Source organism: Aquimarina sp. MMG016 (assembly GCF_018100805.1).
In the GTDB taxonomy this organism is placed as follows: domain Bacteria; phylum Bacteroidota; class Bacteroidia; order Flavobacteriales; family Flavobacteriaceae; genus Aquimarina.
In genome coordinates, this window is record NZ_JAGJEA010000002.1 from 243,214 (window position 1) to 259,827 (window position 16,614).

The 16,614-nt window shown below is 32.2% G+C and carries 12 protein-coding genes and 1 other RNA gene; 7 read left to right on the plus strand and 6 right to left on the minus strand.

From position 1 onward, the window contains the following. Entirely contained in the window at positions 1 to 2,193 is a 2,193-nt protein-coding gene (locus tag J8M14_RS23355; RefSeq protein WP_211073302.1) for an OmpA family protein, read from the minus strand. Between the two features lie 388 nt (positions 2,194 to 2,581). Between J8M14_RS23355 and J8M14_RS04095 the strand changes: the two genes are divergently transcribed. The 4 genes from J8M14_RS04095 to J8M14_RS04110 all read left to right on the plus strand — a co-directional run bounded on the left by J8M14_RS04095 (position 2,582) and on the right by J8M14_RS04110 (position 6,866). After that, positions 2,582 to 3,070 carry a histidine phosphatase family protein gene (locus J8M14_RS04095; protein ID WP_211073303.1) on the plus strand — a complete coding sequence of 163 codons (489 nt, stop codon included), beginning with the start codon at positions 2,582 to 2,584 and terminating at the stop codon, positions 3,068 to 3,070. Then, on the plus strand, positions 3,067 to 5,172 hold the full coding sequence (gene ppk1, locus J8M14_RS04100; protein ID WP_211073304.1) for a polyphosphate kinase 1: 2,106 nt from the start codon (positions 3,067 to 3,069) through the stop codon (positions 5,170 to 5,172). Before J8M14_RS04095 ends, ppk1 begins: the two co-directional genes overlap by 4 nt. 4 nt (positions 5,173 to 5,176) lie before the next feature. Next, positions 5,177 to 6,082, plus strand: coding sequence for a rod shape-determining protein (locus J8M14_RS04105; RefSeq protein ID WP_211073306.1), 906 nt, complete (start codon positions 5,177 to 5,179; stop codon positions 6,080 to 6,082). An 88-nt stretch (positions 6,083 to 6,170) separates the two neighbouring features. After that, positions 6,171 to 6,866, plus strand: coding sequence for a porin family protein (locus J8M14_RS04110; protein WP_211073308.1), 696 nt, complete (start codon positions 6,171 to 6,173; stop codon positions 6,864 to 6,866). A gap of 54 nt (positions 6,867 to 6,920) precedes the next feature. Here the strand turns inward: J8M14_RS04110 and J8M14_RS04115 are convergent, their stop codons facing one another. The 3 genes from J8M14_RS04115 to J8M14_RS04125 form a co-directional block, all read right to left on the minus strand. Then, a complete protein-coding gene (locus J8M14_RS04115) occupies positions 6,921 to 7,502 on the minus strand; it encodes a tRNA-(ms[2]io[6]A)-hydroxylase (RefSeq protein ID WP_211073310.1) in 582 nt (193 codons plus the stop codon). A gap of 116 nt (positions 7,503 to 7,618) precedes the next feature. After that, positions 7,619 to 8,404 (minus strand): class I SAM-dependent methyltransferase, encoded by a 786-nt coding sequence (locus J8M14_RS04120; RefSeq protein ID WP_348772823.1) that lies wholly within the window; start codon positions 8,402 to 8,404, stop codon positions 7,619 to 7,621. A 135-nt stretch (positions 8,405 to 8,539) separates the two neighbouring features. Next, complete coding sequence (locus J8M14_RS04125) at positions 8,540 to 10,351, minus strand: DNA polymerase III subunit gamma/tau (protein ID WP_211073312.1); 1,812 nt, start codon at positions 10,349 to 10,351, stop codon at positions 8,540 to 8,542. A gap of 129 nt (positions 10,352 to 10,480) precedes the next feature. Here J8M14_RS04125 and rnpB point away from each other — a divergent pair. Together rnpB and bshA are read left to right on the plus strand one after the other, a co-directional pair. Beyond that, positions 10,481 to 10,791: RNase P RNA component class A (gene rnpB, locus J8M14_RS04130), an RNA gene on the plus strand. A 66-nt stretch (positions 10,792 to 10,857) separates the two neighbouring features. Beyond that, the gene (bshA, locus tag J8M14_RS04135) at positions 10,858 to 11,988 is read left to right on the plus strand and encodes an N-acetyl-alpha-D-glucosaminyl L-malate synthase BshA (protein WP_211073314.1); all 1,131 of its coding nucleotides are present in this window, start codon (positions 10,858 to 10,860) and stop codon (positions 11,986 to 11,988) included. 203 nt (positions 11,989 to 12,191) lie between these two features. On the opposite strand, the gene J8M14_RS04140 is transcribed toward bshA, so the two are convergent. After that, complete coding sequence (locus J8M14_RS04140) at positions 12,192 to 12,737, minus strand: hypothetical protein (RefSeq protein ID WP_211073316.1); 546 nt, start codon at positions 12,735 to 12,737, stop codon at positions 12,192 to 12,194. A gap of 95 nt (positions 12,738 to 12,832) precedes the next feature. Then, the gene (locus tag J8M14_RS04145) at positions 12,833 to 13,327 is read right to left on the minus strand and encodes a hypothetical protein (protein WP_211073317.1); all 495 of its coding nucleotides are present in this window, start codon (positions 13,325 to 13,327) and stop codon (positions 12,833 to 12,835) included. Between the two features lie 180 nt (positions 13,328 to 13,507). Here J8M14_RS04145 and J8M14_RS04150 point away from each other — a divergent pair, with 180 nt between their 5' ends. After that, positions 13,508 to 16,432, plus strand: a complete 2,925-nt coding sequence (locus J8M14_RS04150; RefSeq protein WP_211073318.1) for an FAD-binding and (Fe-S)-binding domain-containing protein — start codon at positions 13,508 to 13,510, stop codon at positions 16,430 to 16,432. Positions 16,433 to 16,614: the final 182 nt, after the last annotated feature.

Genomic DNA, 16,614 nt, shown 5'->3' on the forward strand with positions numbered 1-16,614 from the left:
TTATTCCATAATAACGAAATTAGATCTTCTGTTTAGTTGATATTCTTCCTCAGAACAATCTTTACCATCAAGACAGTCATTTACTGGTTTTGTCTCTCCATATCCGTTGTAAGATAGAATTCTGTTTTTTGAAATGTTTTGGCTTACAAGGTAGTTATATATGGATTCTGCTCTTTTATGAGATAAGTTTAAGTTATAATCGTGATCACCTCTACTATCCGAATGAGTTTCTATTTTAATGACCATATTCGGGCGATCCTTTGTCATTAACTCCACTATTTTGTTTAATTCTACCTCTGCACGAGGAGTGATATCCCATTTATCAAACTCAAAATAAATTTCATTTAAATCGATTAAATCACTAATCGTTTTATTAATACTTGAATCAGATTTTAAACCAGACGATGGATTAGGGTTGATGCTGTTTTGTGTAATATCTTCTTCATTAATACCAGCAGTTTCAGTATTATTTGTTTTATCAGCATCACTAAGCTCCTTTATTTTTGTATCTAAGTCTTTTTTAGGTGCAGATGCATATTTTATAAAATTTGGACAATTCATTCCGCTCATATCAACCGCTAATTTCATGCGATAGAAATCGGGAGCATTACACTTGTTAATATGATTAAATCCTTTAGTATATTTTCTTGTTTCGTTTAAGGAACCATTAAATTCTGCACTCACAGGCTGGTCAACGATTAAAGCTTCACCATTGCCATCAATGGATTCACAAGAGGTATTTACGACAACATTGTATCTAATCTCAAAAGGCTGACTGTTTGTTTTGACCATCTTATTTGGGATGTCAAAACTTAGAGCTCTTGATTCTTCATCATAACGTACTTTGATTTTTTTTGACGGAAGAACTATTGATTCCTTTGAGAATACTACGTTTTCCGGAAGTATATCTTTAATTATTGTATTTTTTGCATTATCGTTACCGTCATTATAAACTTTTAGGCTGTAAATAATTTCTTGACCAGGAATTAAATAATCATTAGGATATACATAGCTCTGATCAGCATGCATTGAGCGTTTAATCATATGTATAGCTGGTTCATATATTTCTATACTAAAAGCCACTGCCATTACAGAATATCCATCATTATCGGTTAACAACCTAAAACCAGCTTCAGTTTGATTGTTACCAATAATATTGTTATTTGCATTTCTGATATTAAAAAGATCCGCATCATAACCCAGAGTATTTTCACTTGCAGGAACTCTGGTTTTAATATTTCTTCCGTTTTCCGTAATATTAGCGTTAAAGAAATTATTCATTGGATTGGTACTGTCCGTAATGCTTTTGTATTTATTGGTAAGATGAGATAGTACCTGAAAACGATCTCCTCTAATACCTTTATCTCCTTCATAGGAAATGACACCAATTTTTCCATTTACAGCTCCATTAGGTATAGTTTGGAAGTTGTCAAATGAAAATTTAACAGGTTTTGCCTTAGAATCGATATTTACAAAACCATCATAAACATAAAAACGTTTTCTTGGTTTAGAGGTATCTTCATAAATAACAACCATTGTCCAACCTCCAGCAAGACCATTACCTAAGGTTTTATCGTCATTTATCTCAGTGGTGGTGGCTGGAATATTAGCTAAAGTGTATGTGCCATTAGGGTTTTCTAAACTAAGAACTTGATCTGTAATATCTTTATAGCAAGAATATTGTTTAAAAGTAGCTCCTTCATCATTATAATAATCATGTATTACCTGCCCATTGGTGATTGTTGTATATGCATTTTGGCCAGGATACTTAATCTTAATTGAAGTTATGTCATGTTCTCTATTCTCATCAGCATACGCTGCAGTCCAATATAGTCCCACATGTTTTATGGCATTACATTCTGATTCAGTTATTAAATCCGCACTACTAGAATTAAAAGTAGTAGGATCATCATCAATATCAATAAACCCCATTTTGAACTGATTATTCAGTCCACCATCATTATAGCTTTTATTAGGATTAAAAACACCAGATCCGTCATCATTGCTTACTTTTCCTAAAATAGTGTTAGACACAAATTTAAAATCACCTTTAAGAGTAAACTCAGAACGTTTACTCAAAGGCACTTCTACCTGTCCATATACAAATGAAGAACAAAAGATGCATATGACTATAAGTAGGTTAACAATTTGAAATCGGGTATGATTTCTGTTTTTAGTAATATTTTTTTCCACTTTTACTTTATTCTTTAGAACCCTTTAATTATGGTAAATTTGTGTTCATAATGTTGGGGTAAACATTTTGAATTGAGGGAAAACCGTACATCAAAGTTAATTTTTAACGATTAATTATATAAGAAAAAACTTGCTTTTTCGATATAATTATCATTTTTACCGATTAAAAACATTTTGATATTGCTTTCATTTTCATTGATTTAGCTGTGAAATCAACAAAATGTCTATTTCGTTGGTTATGGAATTTTATAGTTATTCTTTAAAGGAATTTATATTATATACTGCTTTATAAATACCTATTTTTTTTTCTTTTATTTTTAGAATTGTAAATGCTAATTCTTAAACTTGTATATTATAACTTCGTAATCACAATAATAGTATAGAGGTAATGAAAACTTTATATCTTATAAGACACGCAAAATCTTCTTGGGAGTTTGACTTGCCAGATGATAAAAGGCCTCTTAATAATAGAGGGTTGAATGATGCAGAATTAATTGGTGAACACTTGAAAACACTAATAAAACCAATAGATAAGGTTTTGTGTAGTCCAGCGGAGAGAGCTTATAGTACTGCAAAAATTATATTAAGTCATCTAGAAATTGATGATTCTGTATTTAGCTTAGAACCAGATCTTTATGATTTTGGAGGTCATAAAGTAATCGAAGTAATTAAAAACTGTGATGATGATGTTGATACATTAATGATTTTTGGACATAATCACGCATTTACTTCTATCGCAAATCTTTTTGGTAGTGAATCTATAGATAATTTGCCTACTGCTGGTGTGGTTTGCATAGAGTTTAAGGAGAATAACTGGAAAGATATTACTGTAGGAAAAAACTTATTAACAATTTTTCCTAAATCCTTAAAAAAATGACAGAAACAACTAAAAATCAATATATTAATAGAGAATTGAGCTGGTTGCAATTCAATGCAAGGGTTTTACAGGAAGCTGCTGATGAAACGGTTCCGCTATTAGATAGACTTCGTTTTATTGGGATTTTTTCCAATAATCTGGATGAATTCTTTAAAGTTAGATATGCCACGATTAAAAGAATTGATTTAGCAGGAAGAGATGGTAAGAATGTTCTCAAAGGGACTACTGCTAGTAAGCTTTTGGATAAAATAACTAAAATTGTTATTAAGCAACAGTCTGAAAGCCTTAAGACTATTGATGCCATAAAAAAAAGATTAACTCATCATAATATTTTTATCATTGATGAAAATCAGGTTACATCTGATCAAGATAGTTTTATAAGAAACTATTTTATTAATAAGGTTAGTCCGGCATTAGTAACGTATATTCTTAATGATCTGGACAAATTTCCTCACCTTAAGGATAGTGTAGCTTATTTGGCAGTTAAGTTAGTATTAAAGGATAAGATACCTAAAGAAGGTCGTGTTTCTAAAATTTTACAAAAAACTACTAAAGAAAAAATATATGCTCTAATTGAAATTCCAAAGGATACTGATAGATTCGTAGTACTCCCGGAAAAAGATGGTAAACAGTATATTATCATTTTAGATGATTTGATCCGATACTGTATGCATATCAATTTTAGTATTTTCGAATATCTAAGTGCTTCAGCACATATGATTAAGATTACCAGGGATGCGCAGTTGGATTTTGATAACGACTTAAGTAAAAGTTTTATCCAAAAAATATCTAGTAGCGTAAAGTCTAGAAGAGATGGAGAACCTGTTCGATTTGTATATGATAAAACCATAGATAAGGATACGCTCAACTTTTTGATGGAGAAGATGGGTGTAGATAATTCTGATAGTATCATACCAGGTGGGCGATATCATAATCGAAGAGATTATATGAATTTTCCTGATCTTGGAAGAACGGATTTAATTTACCAACCAATTCAACCGTTGGCTATTCCTGGATTGAGTTTACAAGGAAGTTTACTGAATAAAATAGCTAAGAAAGATTTCTTACAATATACACCATATCATACATTTGCCTATACAGTTAAATTCCTGAGAGAATCAGCAATTGATCCTAAGGTAAAAAGTATTAAAATTACTATCTATCGATTAGCTACTATTTCTCATATAGCCAGTTCGTTAATTAATGCCGCAAAAAATGGCAAGAAAGTTACGGTACAAATAGAACTGCAAGCACGTTTTGACGAAGCTGCTAATATTAGATATGCGGAGCAAATGCAGCGAGAAGGTGTAAAACTTATTTTTGGGGTTACGGGTTTAAAAGTGCATTGTAAAGCCTGTATAATTGAAAGAGAAGAAAAAGGTAAACTAAAAAGATATGGATTTATTAGTACTGGAAATTTTAATGAATCTACAGCAAAAGTATATACTGATTATACTTTGTTTACTACTAATGAAGCGATCCTAAAGGAAGCTAATAAAGTATTTAAATTCTTTGAAATAAATTATAAAATAAATCGATATAAACATTTATTGGTGTCACCACACTATACACGCTCTTCGCTATTAAAGCTAATTGATAAGGAAATTACGAATCAAAATGAAGGTAAGCCATCTGGAATCAAATTAAAGCTTAATAGTCTTAGTGATTATGATATGATTGATAAATTGTATGAGGCAAGTAGAGCAGGCGTAAAAATTGATTTGATTATTAGAGGGATATGTTGTTTAATACCAGGTATCCCTGGTATGAGTGAGAATATTAGAGCAATAAGCGTAGTAGATAAATATTTAGAGCATCCACGATTATTTATTTTTAAAAATGCCGGAGACCCTAAAGTTTATATTTCTTCTGCAGATTGGATGACTCGCAATTTAGATAGACGAGTAGAAATATCTTGTCCGATTTATGACAATGATATAAAAGAAGAACTCATGGATACTTTTGATATTTGTTGGAGCGATAATGTCAAAGCCAGAAAATTATCCAAAGATCAGGATAATGATTATATTAGAAACGATAAAGTAAAAGTCAGGTCTCAAATAGCCACCTATGACTATTATTTAAGAAAACTAGGAAATTAATATTTTGTTGACAATAGAAAAATATGCAGCCATCGATATTGGCTCTAATGCTGTAAGATTGCTGATAAGTAGTATTCACGAAGAAAAAGGAAAAACTACTAGATTTAAAAAAACAAGCTTGGTTCGGGTTCCGATACGATTGGGAGCAGATGTATTTAAGACCAAAAATGTTTCAGAAGAAAACATTAAGCGTATGATAGATACTATGCAAGCGTATCAACTTTTAATGAGAACCCATAAAGTTGTTCGATATAAAGCATGTGCTACTTCTGCCATGAGAGAAGCCGAAAATGGGAAAGAAGTTGTAGAACTAATTAAACAAAAATCAGGAATACAGATAGATATTATTGATGGTAATGATGAGGCAGCTATCATTGCAATGACGGACCTTCATGAATTAATTAATACAGACGCTACTTATTTATATGTCGATGTAGGAGGAGGAAGTACAGAATTTACACTTTATCACAATGGTAGTACGATTACTTCTAAATCGTTTAAACTTGGAACTGTAAGGTTGCTTAATAATTTGGTGACCGATGATATTTGGAAAGATGTAGAGCATTGGATAAGTGAAAATACCAAAGCATATTCAAGTGTTTCATTAATTGGTTCCGGTGGAAATATTAATAATATCTTTAAGAATAGTGGTAAAGGTAATGGTAAACCACTTTCATTTTTATATTTAAGTTCATACTATAAATTATTGAACTCATTAACTTATGAGGAAAGGATTTGGGAATTAAACTTAAATCAGGATAGGGCAGATGTTATTGTTCCAGCAACAAGAATTTACCTTTCGGCAATGAAGTGGAGTGGAGCAAGAGAAATTTATGTACCTAAGATCGGATTATCAGATGGAATTATTAAATCACTTTATAGCGAAAAACTCAAAAACACAATGATTTAAAAGCAAATTATTCCCGAATCTAGCATAATGAGTTTTAAAAAAGATAATTTTTTATATTAAATTGCCCTAAGAACCAAATGCTTATACTATGAACAAAACACTACTTTTTACTATAATTTTTGTCCTATTTGGAATGGTTGTCCTACAAGCCCAAGATGTTAGATATGGGGTTAGAGCAGGATTAAACTATAGTCAGATAGGAGGATTTTCTTTTGACAAAGTTTACATCGAAGCTCCGGATACTCCAGATGAAGTGCCAAATGAAACTGCAGAAACTCCTGATGGGTTTGAAGATAATAGGATTGGATTTGTAATAGGTTTCTTTGCAGATTATTATTTTAATGAGAAATTCTCAATTCAACCTGAAATTCAATTCTCTAACCAAGGAAATAAATATGAAGAGCTTCGTGTAAATGCACTTCAATTACCTATAGTTTTTAAATACCATATTTCAGATTATATAAATGTTCATCTTGGTCCTGAGGTAGGGTTTAAAATATGGGAATGGGAAAAAAATGAAAACTTCGGTACTTTTTTGTTTTCAGGAACGGTAGGAGTAGGAGTCAATATAACAGATAATTTTTATGTAAATTTGCGTTATGCGATTGGGTTAAACGATCTTTTTGAAGATGAAGCAGAAATAATTGTTTCTCGGGATACACAGGTTGAAAGAATTATTGATGGACAACCAACTACAATTACGATAACAGATAGAAATACTAGAATAAGGAACCTAGAAGGAAAAAGCAGTTATTTTCAGCTAAGTTTTGGATACAGATTATGATCCAAAACTTAGAAAATATAATAAAAAAACTCATCATTTCGATGAGTTTTTTTATTATCCGTGCATAGTCTCTTTTGTACCTAAATCTTTCATGATTTCAGCCTCAAAAGTCAGTAGATCTTGCCATTTTTTATCTACTTCTTCTCGATCACCATATTTCCTAGCAAAATTTAAGAACATTGTATAATGATTAGCTTCGCTGACCATAAGGTCTCTGTAGAATTTTGCCAACTCTTGATCTTCAAGTTCTTCAGAAAGAAGTTTAAATCGTTCACAACTTCTGGCTTCAATTAAAGCAGCGTATAATAAACGATGTACTAAATGAGTTTGTCTACTTCCTCCTTTAGGAAAAAATTTAATTAATTTATTTACATATTCATCTTTGCGATCTCTTCCTAATTTCCAACCACGAGCCAAGATTTTGTCATGAACCATTTTAAAATGGCTGATCTCTTCTTTAACTAATTTGGTCATTTCATCTACCAATTCAGAATACTCCGGAAAGCTTACTATCAATGATATTGCTGTAGATGCTGCTTTTTGCTCGCAAAACGCATGATCTGTAAGGATTTCTTCTATATTCTTTTCTACGATATTTACCCATCTAGGATCTGTGGGGAGCTTAAGGCCTAACATTTATATATTCTTTATATATGAATTGCAAAATTAATACTTTGATTGATTTATTACTACCTACTCTTTAAGTGATTTGAATAAAATCAGGTTTTGATTATTCCTAAATAATCATTTTATTATTTGGTTGATGGTTTTAAAACTCTTATTAAATCTTCATTTTTATTAACACCATAATATGTTGCTTTATCGGCATCAAACAAATCAGAATGCTTTACGATTTGAAGTTCAAAACCGCACTCCATAAGACTTTGTAGAAATTGTGTTTCGCTAAAATATCTAGCATGATCTTCTTGTCCGTAGAATATTAACCTAAGTTCGTCTGTGTTTATACCTTCATCTTCAAAGTTATTCTTTAGTAATTTGGAGTAAGGTGTTTGTAAAATTGCCGTCCCACCTGGTCTTAAAACTCTAAATATTTCCTGCATTGCCTTTTTATAATCAGGAACATGTTCTAATACATGGTTACATAGAAATAACCCAAAAGTCTCATCCTCATAAGGTATATTGGTTAAGTCTATTTTTTGAATAGTATCATTAGCTGGGTATAAATCTCCTTTTACATATTTGGATGGAGAATATTCTTCTATTTTAGGGCTTAAATTTTTTTCTGGCGCAAAATGAATGACTTCATTATTTGTAATTAGAGACCATAGATTTAATTCGTCAAAAAACATATATAGATGTCTTTCTCTGTCATTAGATCCACAAAATACACACCCGAAATTATCTATATCACTACCGATAACATCAAGTTTAATCTGCCATATAGGCGCATTAGCTGTGCCACCGTTATATTTGGTAAACTCATTAAAAGTATTGTTACAGATATAGCATTTCTTTTTATTGCCTTTCCTATTTTGTTTTTGTTTTCTTCTCTGTTTGTATTTTTTAAATAAACCCACTATTTTTTATATTGGTTAGTTATCTTTTGATTCGTAAAACGAATATATGTTTTCTTTTTAAATAATCTAAAAAAGGAAATGTTTATATAAACAGTTTTAGCGGTATTAATTTGATTACTAGAAACTTAAAAGGTTTTATATGTCTAAATCAAAAGAAGATCTTAGTTTGTCGATTAGTGGGTTTTTTTCTCGAAGTTTTTCGTATTTATCTTGTGGAGTAAAGGCGTACTTTTTAGAAGCTTCTTCATTAACATTAATAATAAGTTGAATGCTGAAGTTCTCTAATTTTTTGTACAAAAACTGTAATAAACCAGCTTGAGCATTTTCCATATCAATTTTCATGGATTGATTAGGGAGTTCCAGATGAATATTAATTCCTTTAAGGGTAGGGATATTCATAGCAAACATAGAACCTACAATTCTTTCTCCTTTTTTGTCCTGCAGTTTCCCATATTCAATCCAGGCAGCTTGCATTTCTGATTCTGTAAATTCCTCTGTTGGAAGGTTTTTTGGGTCTATTACTTTTTCAACTTTACTTTCTTCGTGTTCTTTTTTCCTTTTGATACTACTAAGCGATAAACCAGATGTTTTTCGTTCTCTCTTAATAGCTAATGTTTTTTGTTCAACAATTGGGTGAACTTCAAGAGTAGTAGTGTTTTCTGTAACATCTGCTTTTTCTGTAATAGGTTCTAAAGCTACATCGGTTTTTGTTGTTTCAGTAGTTGTAAGGTCAGTTTTTTCCTGCTCTACAATTGTTTTTGTAATCCCCCCACTTTTATCTTCTACTTTTTCTTTGATTTCGGCAGAAACCTTTATAGGGGTAATACCTTTTTCCTTAAAATATGAGGGAGGAATTATGTAGGGTTTGTCATTTTTTTTTTCTCCATCTGCCGTAAGGCTGATAGAGGCGAGCTGCATTAAGCATAGTTCCACCAGTAGTCTTTGGTTTCGACTAGTTTTATATTTCAGATCACAATCATTAGCTAGCTCAATTCCTTTCATCAGAAATTGATGACTTGTTTTTTGAGATTGTTCGTGATACTTAGCTTTGGTTTGTTCTCCTACTTCTAATAGATTTATGGTAGCGGGATTTTTACATACTAGTAAATCCCTAAAATGAGAAGCTAAACCAGCTATAAAATGATGTCCATCGAATCCATGAGCCAGAATTTCATTGAACTCTAATAAAAGCTGTGGAATATTATTCTCAAGAATAAGATCTGTAGTTTTAAAATATGTTTCATAATCTAAAACATTCAGGTTTTCCGTAACTGCTTGTCTTGTAAGGTTTTTTCCGCTAAAACTTACCACGCGATCAAAAATAGATAACGCATCCCGCATAGCACCATCTGCTTTTTGAGCAATGATTTGTAATGCATCTTCATCAGCTGTGATACCTTCTTGTACAGCAACTTGCATTAAATGATTTTTGGCATCAGTAACAGTAATCCTTTTGAAATCAAATATTTGACAACGCGATAAAATCGTTGGTATAATCTTATGCTTCTCTGTAGTAGCCAGAATAAAAATTGCATGTTTAGGTGGCTCTTCTAATGTTTTCAAAAAAGCATTAAAAGCTGCTTGAGATAACATATGTACCTCATCAATAATATATACTTTGTATTTTCCTACCTGCGGAGGAATACGTACTTGATCAATAAGGCTTCTGATGTCATCGACAGAATTGTTAGATGCAGCATCCAGTTCAAAAATATTAAAGGCAAAATCTTCGTCTGGATTTTCATTACCATCTTGATTAATAGTTTTTGCTAGAATCCTTGCACAAGAGGTTTTACCAACACCACGAGGTCCTGTAAATAGAAGTGCTTGAGCTAAATGGTTATTGTCAATAGCATTTAGTAATGTATTAGTAATAGCTTGTTGCCCCACAACATCTTTAAAAGTCTGGGGTCTATATTTACGCGCTGATACTATGAAATGCTCCATCGACACAAAGTTAAAAATTGCTTTCAAATAATAAATTGTGTGTTTCGGTTTTTATGCTGTAGTTATTAACATCTAAAAAATAATTACGAATTAAAGATTCAGAATTTAGAATTGTAATACTTTTGCACCAAAGCAGATCACCTTATCGTCATCCGCCATAGGCAGATGGAGGAAAGTCCGGACACCGTAGCACAGTATAGCGGGTAACGCCCGTCCGTCGCGAGATGAGGACAAGTGCAACAGAAAGAATGTACAGGTAATGCTGTAGTGAAATCAGGTAAACTCTATACGGTGCAACGCCACGTAAACCAGCTTTTGAGGGTTGTGCGCCCGATGTTGGAGGGTAGGCGGTTAGAGCTAATAAGTAATTATTAGTCTAGATAAATGATAAGGGTTCACCTTTGGTGGAAACAGAATCCGGCTTATGATCTGCTTTTTTTTACAAATCCTTTAACAAAAAGCATTGCTAATTTTCTTGTACATTGCAACCAAAAGAAATTTGCTCAATGAATATTGCTATTGTTTGTTATCCGACTTTTGGAGGTAGTGGAGTAGTCGCTACAGAATTAGGAATTGCACTTGCAAAACTGAATCATCAGGTTCATTTTATCACATATAAACAACCGGTTCGATTAAACCTTCTTAATCCTAACATTCATTTTCATGAGGTTACAGTACCTGAGTATCCACTTTTTCATTATCAGCCTTATGAACTAGCGTTATCCAGCAAACTTGTTGATTCTATAAAAAAATATAAAATAGATTTATTGCACGTGCACTATGCAATCCCACATGCTTATGCAGGGTATATGGCTAAGAAAATGTTAGAGGAAGAAGGAATTCATATTCCTATGGTTACAACATTGCACGGTACTGATATTACTTTAGTAGGAAATCATCCATATTATAAGCCAGCAGTTACATTTAGCATCAATAATAGTGATATTGTAACTTCGGTTTCAGAAAGTTTAAAGGATGACACCCTTCGATTATTTGATATAAAGAAAAATATTGATGTCGTTCCAAACTTTATTGATGTCAACCTCTTGAAAACAAGTTTTACGGATTGTCAGAGAGAATTAATGGCAGAACCCGAAGAACGAATAGTTACACACATCAGTAACTTTAGAGCAGTCAAACGTATTACTGATATCGTGGATATTTTTTACAATATACAAAAGGAAATTCCTAGTAAGCTATTGATGGTGGGAGAAGGGCCTGAGCGTAGAGAGGCCGAGAAAAAATGTAAAGCCCTTGGCATAAAAGAAAAAGTAATCTTTTTTGGAAATAGTAATGAAATAGATAAGATTTTATGCTTCTCAGATCTATTCCTTTTACCATCTGAACGAGAAAGTTTTGGTTTAGCAGCTTTAGAAGCTATGGTAAATAAGGTTCCCGTGATATCTAGTAATGCCGGTGGTATCCCGGAGGTTAATGTACACGGAGTTTCAGGTTATCTTAGTGATGTTGGTAATGTAGAGGAAATGTCTGAAAATGCTATACGTATTCTTAGGGACGATAAAGTTTTAGAGAGTTTTAAAGAAGGAGCTTATAAACAAGCCTTGAAATTTGATATCCATAATATCGTGCCTTTGTATATTGATTTATATGAGAGTGCATTAGAATCAGTTTCATAAAAAAAACACTATTCTTATTAATATGAATAGCGTTTTTATCAAGTAAATTATCAAAATAAATAAATCAAAAATTCAACACGTCTTAATTATTGTGTAATAGGATTTATCTTTTGTATTATTAAGAATCAAAAGGTTAACATCTTTTATAAAAAAACCTCTGAATTAATCTAATTCAGAGGTTTTTTTAGTAGCTATAAGTTTATCTAATTAAAAGTATATCGTGCAGCAACACCAACATTAACACTAACTTGATCAACATCGTTCAAAACACCATTACCAGTATCTATATCATGAAAATCATAAGTTGGCCGAATGCTAAATGCAACTTGTAGTGGAAAATCAAAACGATAATCTACTCCAAAATCAGCACCTATATAAGGAAACACTTCGTCATCTCTGTCTACCGTTATTCCCAAACCGTCAAAAATAGTGTCAAAATCAATGTAACCAGCACCAAGTCCAGGACCAGCAAACCAATTTAGATTGTCTACTATATTATATGTCCAGTGAAAATAAGCACCACCTCTTATCGTAGTAACAAAAGAATTGGTTCTCCAACTTAGATTGGCATCAATTCTATTGTTTTCTGTTAAAACTTGTCTTTGATAAGTAATTTCGGGACCAAACCCATAATCACCAGAAACGGTTTCTGATATTCTTATCCCAATAGCATTTTTGGGAATATCTTGAGCTTTGGTATTAAGAGTAGAAATAACTGTAATGATTAAGACTAAAAATACTTTTTTCATAATTGTAGAGATTTTTTAAAATTCTATTATTTGTGTATTTACCAGATTAAATGTAAACATTATTAGGTTTACAAAGTATTTAATTTGTCTTATTATTAAAATTGATATCTAGCACTAAGGCCTAAATTAAAGTTGATGTCATCATCATTGTAGTCATCAAAATAGATCTCAGGCCTAAAATCAAGTGAGATCAATAACGGAAAGTCAAAATTAAACTCAATCCCGACATCACCGGTAACAAAACCAAAAGTTTCTAGATCATCTCGATCTCTTCTTACATCGTTATCAAAATCTACTAATCCACCACCAATACCGGGCCCGACATACCAATTTAGACCTCCGTCAATATTAAAAACCCATTGATATATCCCGGTAAGTTTTAAAGCTTTGTACCTATTTCTACCCTGAATCCCTAAATCTAACTCTGCTCGCGTGTTAGAACTTAGAGAAGCTTGGTATGATGCTTCAGCCCAGAATCCTTCACTTTCACTTAGTCTTAGACCAATAGCATGCTTTGATATCTCTTGTGCTTGGATAGAACCAAATGAAATTAATAAAAATGTTGCGATAAATAAAATGCGCTTCGTCATAAAGTATTTTTTATTGTTATTCCAAGTATAACGCCATATATGGCTATTTCATATACTATTTCTTCATAAGGTTTTGTTAATGAATTCAACTCAATTTTTATTGCCCTTGATAACTTAAGTAATGTTGTATTTTTCTACCTTTATTCCCAATAAAAACAAAATTTTAGTAAGATAAAGTATATGAGTAAAGAAAAGCTATTATCTCAATTACAACAACAGTTAGAAGGAGATTTACAATTCGATACTCTTACTAAAGCATTGTATGCAACAGATGCATCGGTATATCGTAGAATTCCTTTAGGAGTAGCTTTTCCAAAATCTACTAATGATATAAAAAAGCTGATTTCCTTTGCTTCAGAAAACAAAATAGGACTTATTCCCAGAACTGCAGGAACCTCATTAGCTGGGCAATGTGTTGGTGACGGGATTGTAGTTGATGTTTCAAAACATTTTACTAAAATCCTTTCGGTAGATACAGATAAAAAAACGGTTACCGTACAACCTGGAGTTATTCGTGATGATCTTAACCGATATTTAGAACCATATGGGTTGTTTTTCGGTCCTAATACATCTACCTCAAATCGATGTATGATAGGAGGTATGGTCGGTAATAATAGTAGTGGAACTACTTCTATACAATATGGAGTTACCAGAGATAAAACCTTAGAATTACATGCCGTACTTTCTGATGGTAGCGAAGCTGTTTTTTCTAAAATTTCTTCTGAAGCTTTTCATGAAAAAAGAAATTCAGAAACTTTGGAGGGAAAGATATATCAAAATATCTATGAAAAACTATCCAGTGAAGATGTTCAACAAAACATAAAGGAAAGCTTTCCAAAACCTGAAATACATCGTCGTAACACGGGTTATGCAATCGATGAATTAATCAATTCAGAAGTATTCTCCAAGGGAGCAGAGTCATTCAATATGTGTAAGCTTTTGTCAGGTAGTGAAGGCACTTTGGCATTTACAACACAGATCACATTACAGTTAGATGAATTACCACCAAAGGAATCTCTAATGGTAGCGGCACATTTTAAAACTATTGATGAGTGTATGAAGGCTGTAGAACCTTTGATGAGGCATAACTTGTACACTTGCGAAATGATGGATAAAACCATTTTGGATTGTACAAAAAATAATATAGAGCAGCTTAAGAACCGTTTTTTTATTGTTGAAGATCCAGTTGCTATTTTAATGCTGGAATTAAGAAGTAAACATCCTCGAGATCTGGAACATCAAAAAGAGGCTTTGATAAAAACATTAGTTAGTACAACTTCAAGCTATGCGAACCCGGTATTGACCGGAGATGAAATAAATCAAGCATTAGAACTTCGTAAAGCAGGCTTAGGTCTTTTAGGAAATATAGTAGGTGACAGAAAAGCAGTGGCTTGTATAGAGGATACTGCTGTAGCTATTCCTGATTTAGCAAATTACATTTCTGAGTTTACAGAACTAATGCAGAAGTATGATCAAAGCGCAGTGTATTATGCGCATGCAGGAGCTGGAGAATTACATTTACGACCAATTTTGGATCTAAAAAAGGATAAAGATGTAGTGCTTTTTAAAAAAATTACTGATGATGTAGCGGCTTTGGTTAAAAAATATAACGGTTCGATGAGTGGTGAACACGGTGATGGTATTGTAAGAGCCGGTTATATTCCATTTATGATAGGAGAGGAGAATTACAGGATTGTAAAGGGGATTAAAGAGGTATTTGACCCCAAATGTATATTCAATCCAGGTAAGATTGTAGATGCATATCCTATGGATCAAAAATTGAGATATGAAACAAATCGTCAAGAACCAGAAATAAACACACTACTAGATTTTAGTGATTCTTTAGGTATTCTAAGAGCTGCAGAAAAATGTAATGGAAGCGGTGATTGCCGTAAACCTGTGGCAGCAGGAGGAACAATGTGTCCCAGTTATAGAGCTACCAGAAATGAAAAGGATACTACTCGAGGTAGAGCCAATGCATTACGAGAATTTTTAACAACAAGCGAAAAAACTAATAAGTTCAATAATAAGGAGTTAAAAGAAGTTTTTGACTTATGTATTAGCTGCAAAGGGTGTTCTAGTGAATGTCCTTCTAATGTTGATGTCGCTGCATTAAAAGCAGAATTCGAATATCAATATCAAAAAGAAAACGGAGTTTCAAATAGAACCAAGCTCTTTGCCTACAATAATAAACTGAATAATTTAGGGCGAATACTTCCTGGACTAACCAATTTCCTATTTAAAAATAACTTTACATCCGGTTTACTTAAATCTTCCTTTGGTATTGCTAAAGAACGTGATTTGCCTTTATTATCTAAACAAACATTGCGTAGTTGGTATAAAAATAATTTTGAAAGATTATTACCTGAACAACCGATTAAAACACTTTATTTCTTTATTGATGAGTTTACAAATCAGTTAGACACTGAAATTGGTATTGATGCTATCGAACTACTGACCCGATTGAATTACGAAGTAAAAGTTGTCGTGCATAAAGAAAGTGGGCGAAGTTTTATTTCCAAAGGATTATTGAAGCAAGCTAAAACATTAGCAAATTATAATGTATCAGTTTTTAAAGAAATTATTTCAGATGAAACCCCATTAATAGGTATAGAACCTTCAGCTATTTTGACTTTTAGGGATGAATATTTGCGACTGGCTAATGATAAAAATGGAGCAAAAGAACTTTCGAAACATACCTTTTTAATTGACGAATTTTTAGCTTCAGAAATTGAAAAAGGAAATATTAGCTCAGATCAATTTACAACTGAAGTCAAAACAATCAAATTACATGGGCATTGTCATCAAAAAGCATTGTCTAATATTCAAACGACGTTTGCATACCTAAACCTACCACATAATTTCAAGGTAACTATCATTCCATCCGGATGCTGCGGGATGGCTGGTTCTTTTGGGTATGAAAAAGAACATTATGATATTAGTATGAAAGTGGGAGAGCAAACCTTATTTCCCGCAGTTAGAAAGGCTTCTGATGACACTATAATTGTAGCAGTAGGTACTAGTTGTAGACATCAAATAAAAGATGGAACACATAGAGAAGCCTTGCATCCTGTTAGCATTTTGAGAAAAGCTTTAATTGATTAATCTATACTTTTCCTAAAAAGTAATACTTATGATTAAAGTCTCTGGATTAATATTTATTTCTTTAGTTTCTTCTTTAATACTATCGGTTTTACTTTTTTTTATTCCGAAATTATGACTAATTTAATTCCTTGTGTTTTAAAAAATTAGCATTTTTTAGAAGCATATACAAATCATTTTAACAT

Coding starts and splice junctions, on each gene's coding strand:
- J8M14_RS04095 (WP_211073303.1), top strand. CDS start 2,582: ATGAAAACTTTATATCTTATAAGACACGCAAAATCTTCTTGGGAGTTT.
- ppk1 (WP_211073304.1), top strand. CDS start 3,067: ATGACAGAAACAACTAAAAATCAATATATTAATAGAGAATTGAGCTGG.
- J8M14_RS04110 (WP_211073308.1), top strand. CDS start 6,171: ATGAACAAAACACTACTTTTTACTATAATTTTTGTCCTATTTGGAATG.
- J8M14_RS04115 (WP_211073310.1), bottom strand. CDS start 7,502: ATGTTAGGCCTTAAGCTCCCCACAGATCCTAGATGGGTAAATATCGTA.
- J8M14_RS04125 (WP_211073312.1), bottom strand. CDS start 10,351: ATGGAGCATTTCATAGTATCAGCGCGTAAATATAGACCCCAGACTTTT.
- bshA (WP_211073314.1), top strand. CDS start 10,858: ATGAATATTGCTATTGTTTGTTATCCGACTTTTGGAGGTAGTGGAGTA.
- J8M14_RS04140 (WP_211073316.1), bottom strand. CDS start 12,737: ATGAAAAAAGTATTTTTAGTCTTAATCATTACAGTTATTTCTACTCTT.
- J8M14_RS04145 (WP_211073317.1), bottom strand. CDS start 13,327: ATGACGAAGCGCATTTTATTTATCGCAACATTTTTATTAATTTCATTT.
- J8M14_RS04150 (WP_211073318.1), top strand. CDS start 13,508: ATGAGTAAAGAAAAGCTATTATCTCAATTACAACAACAGTTAGAAGGA.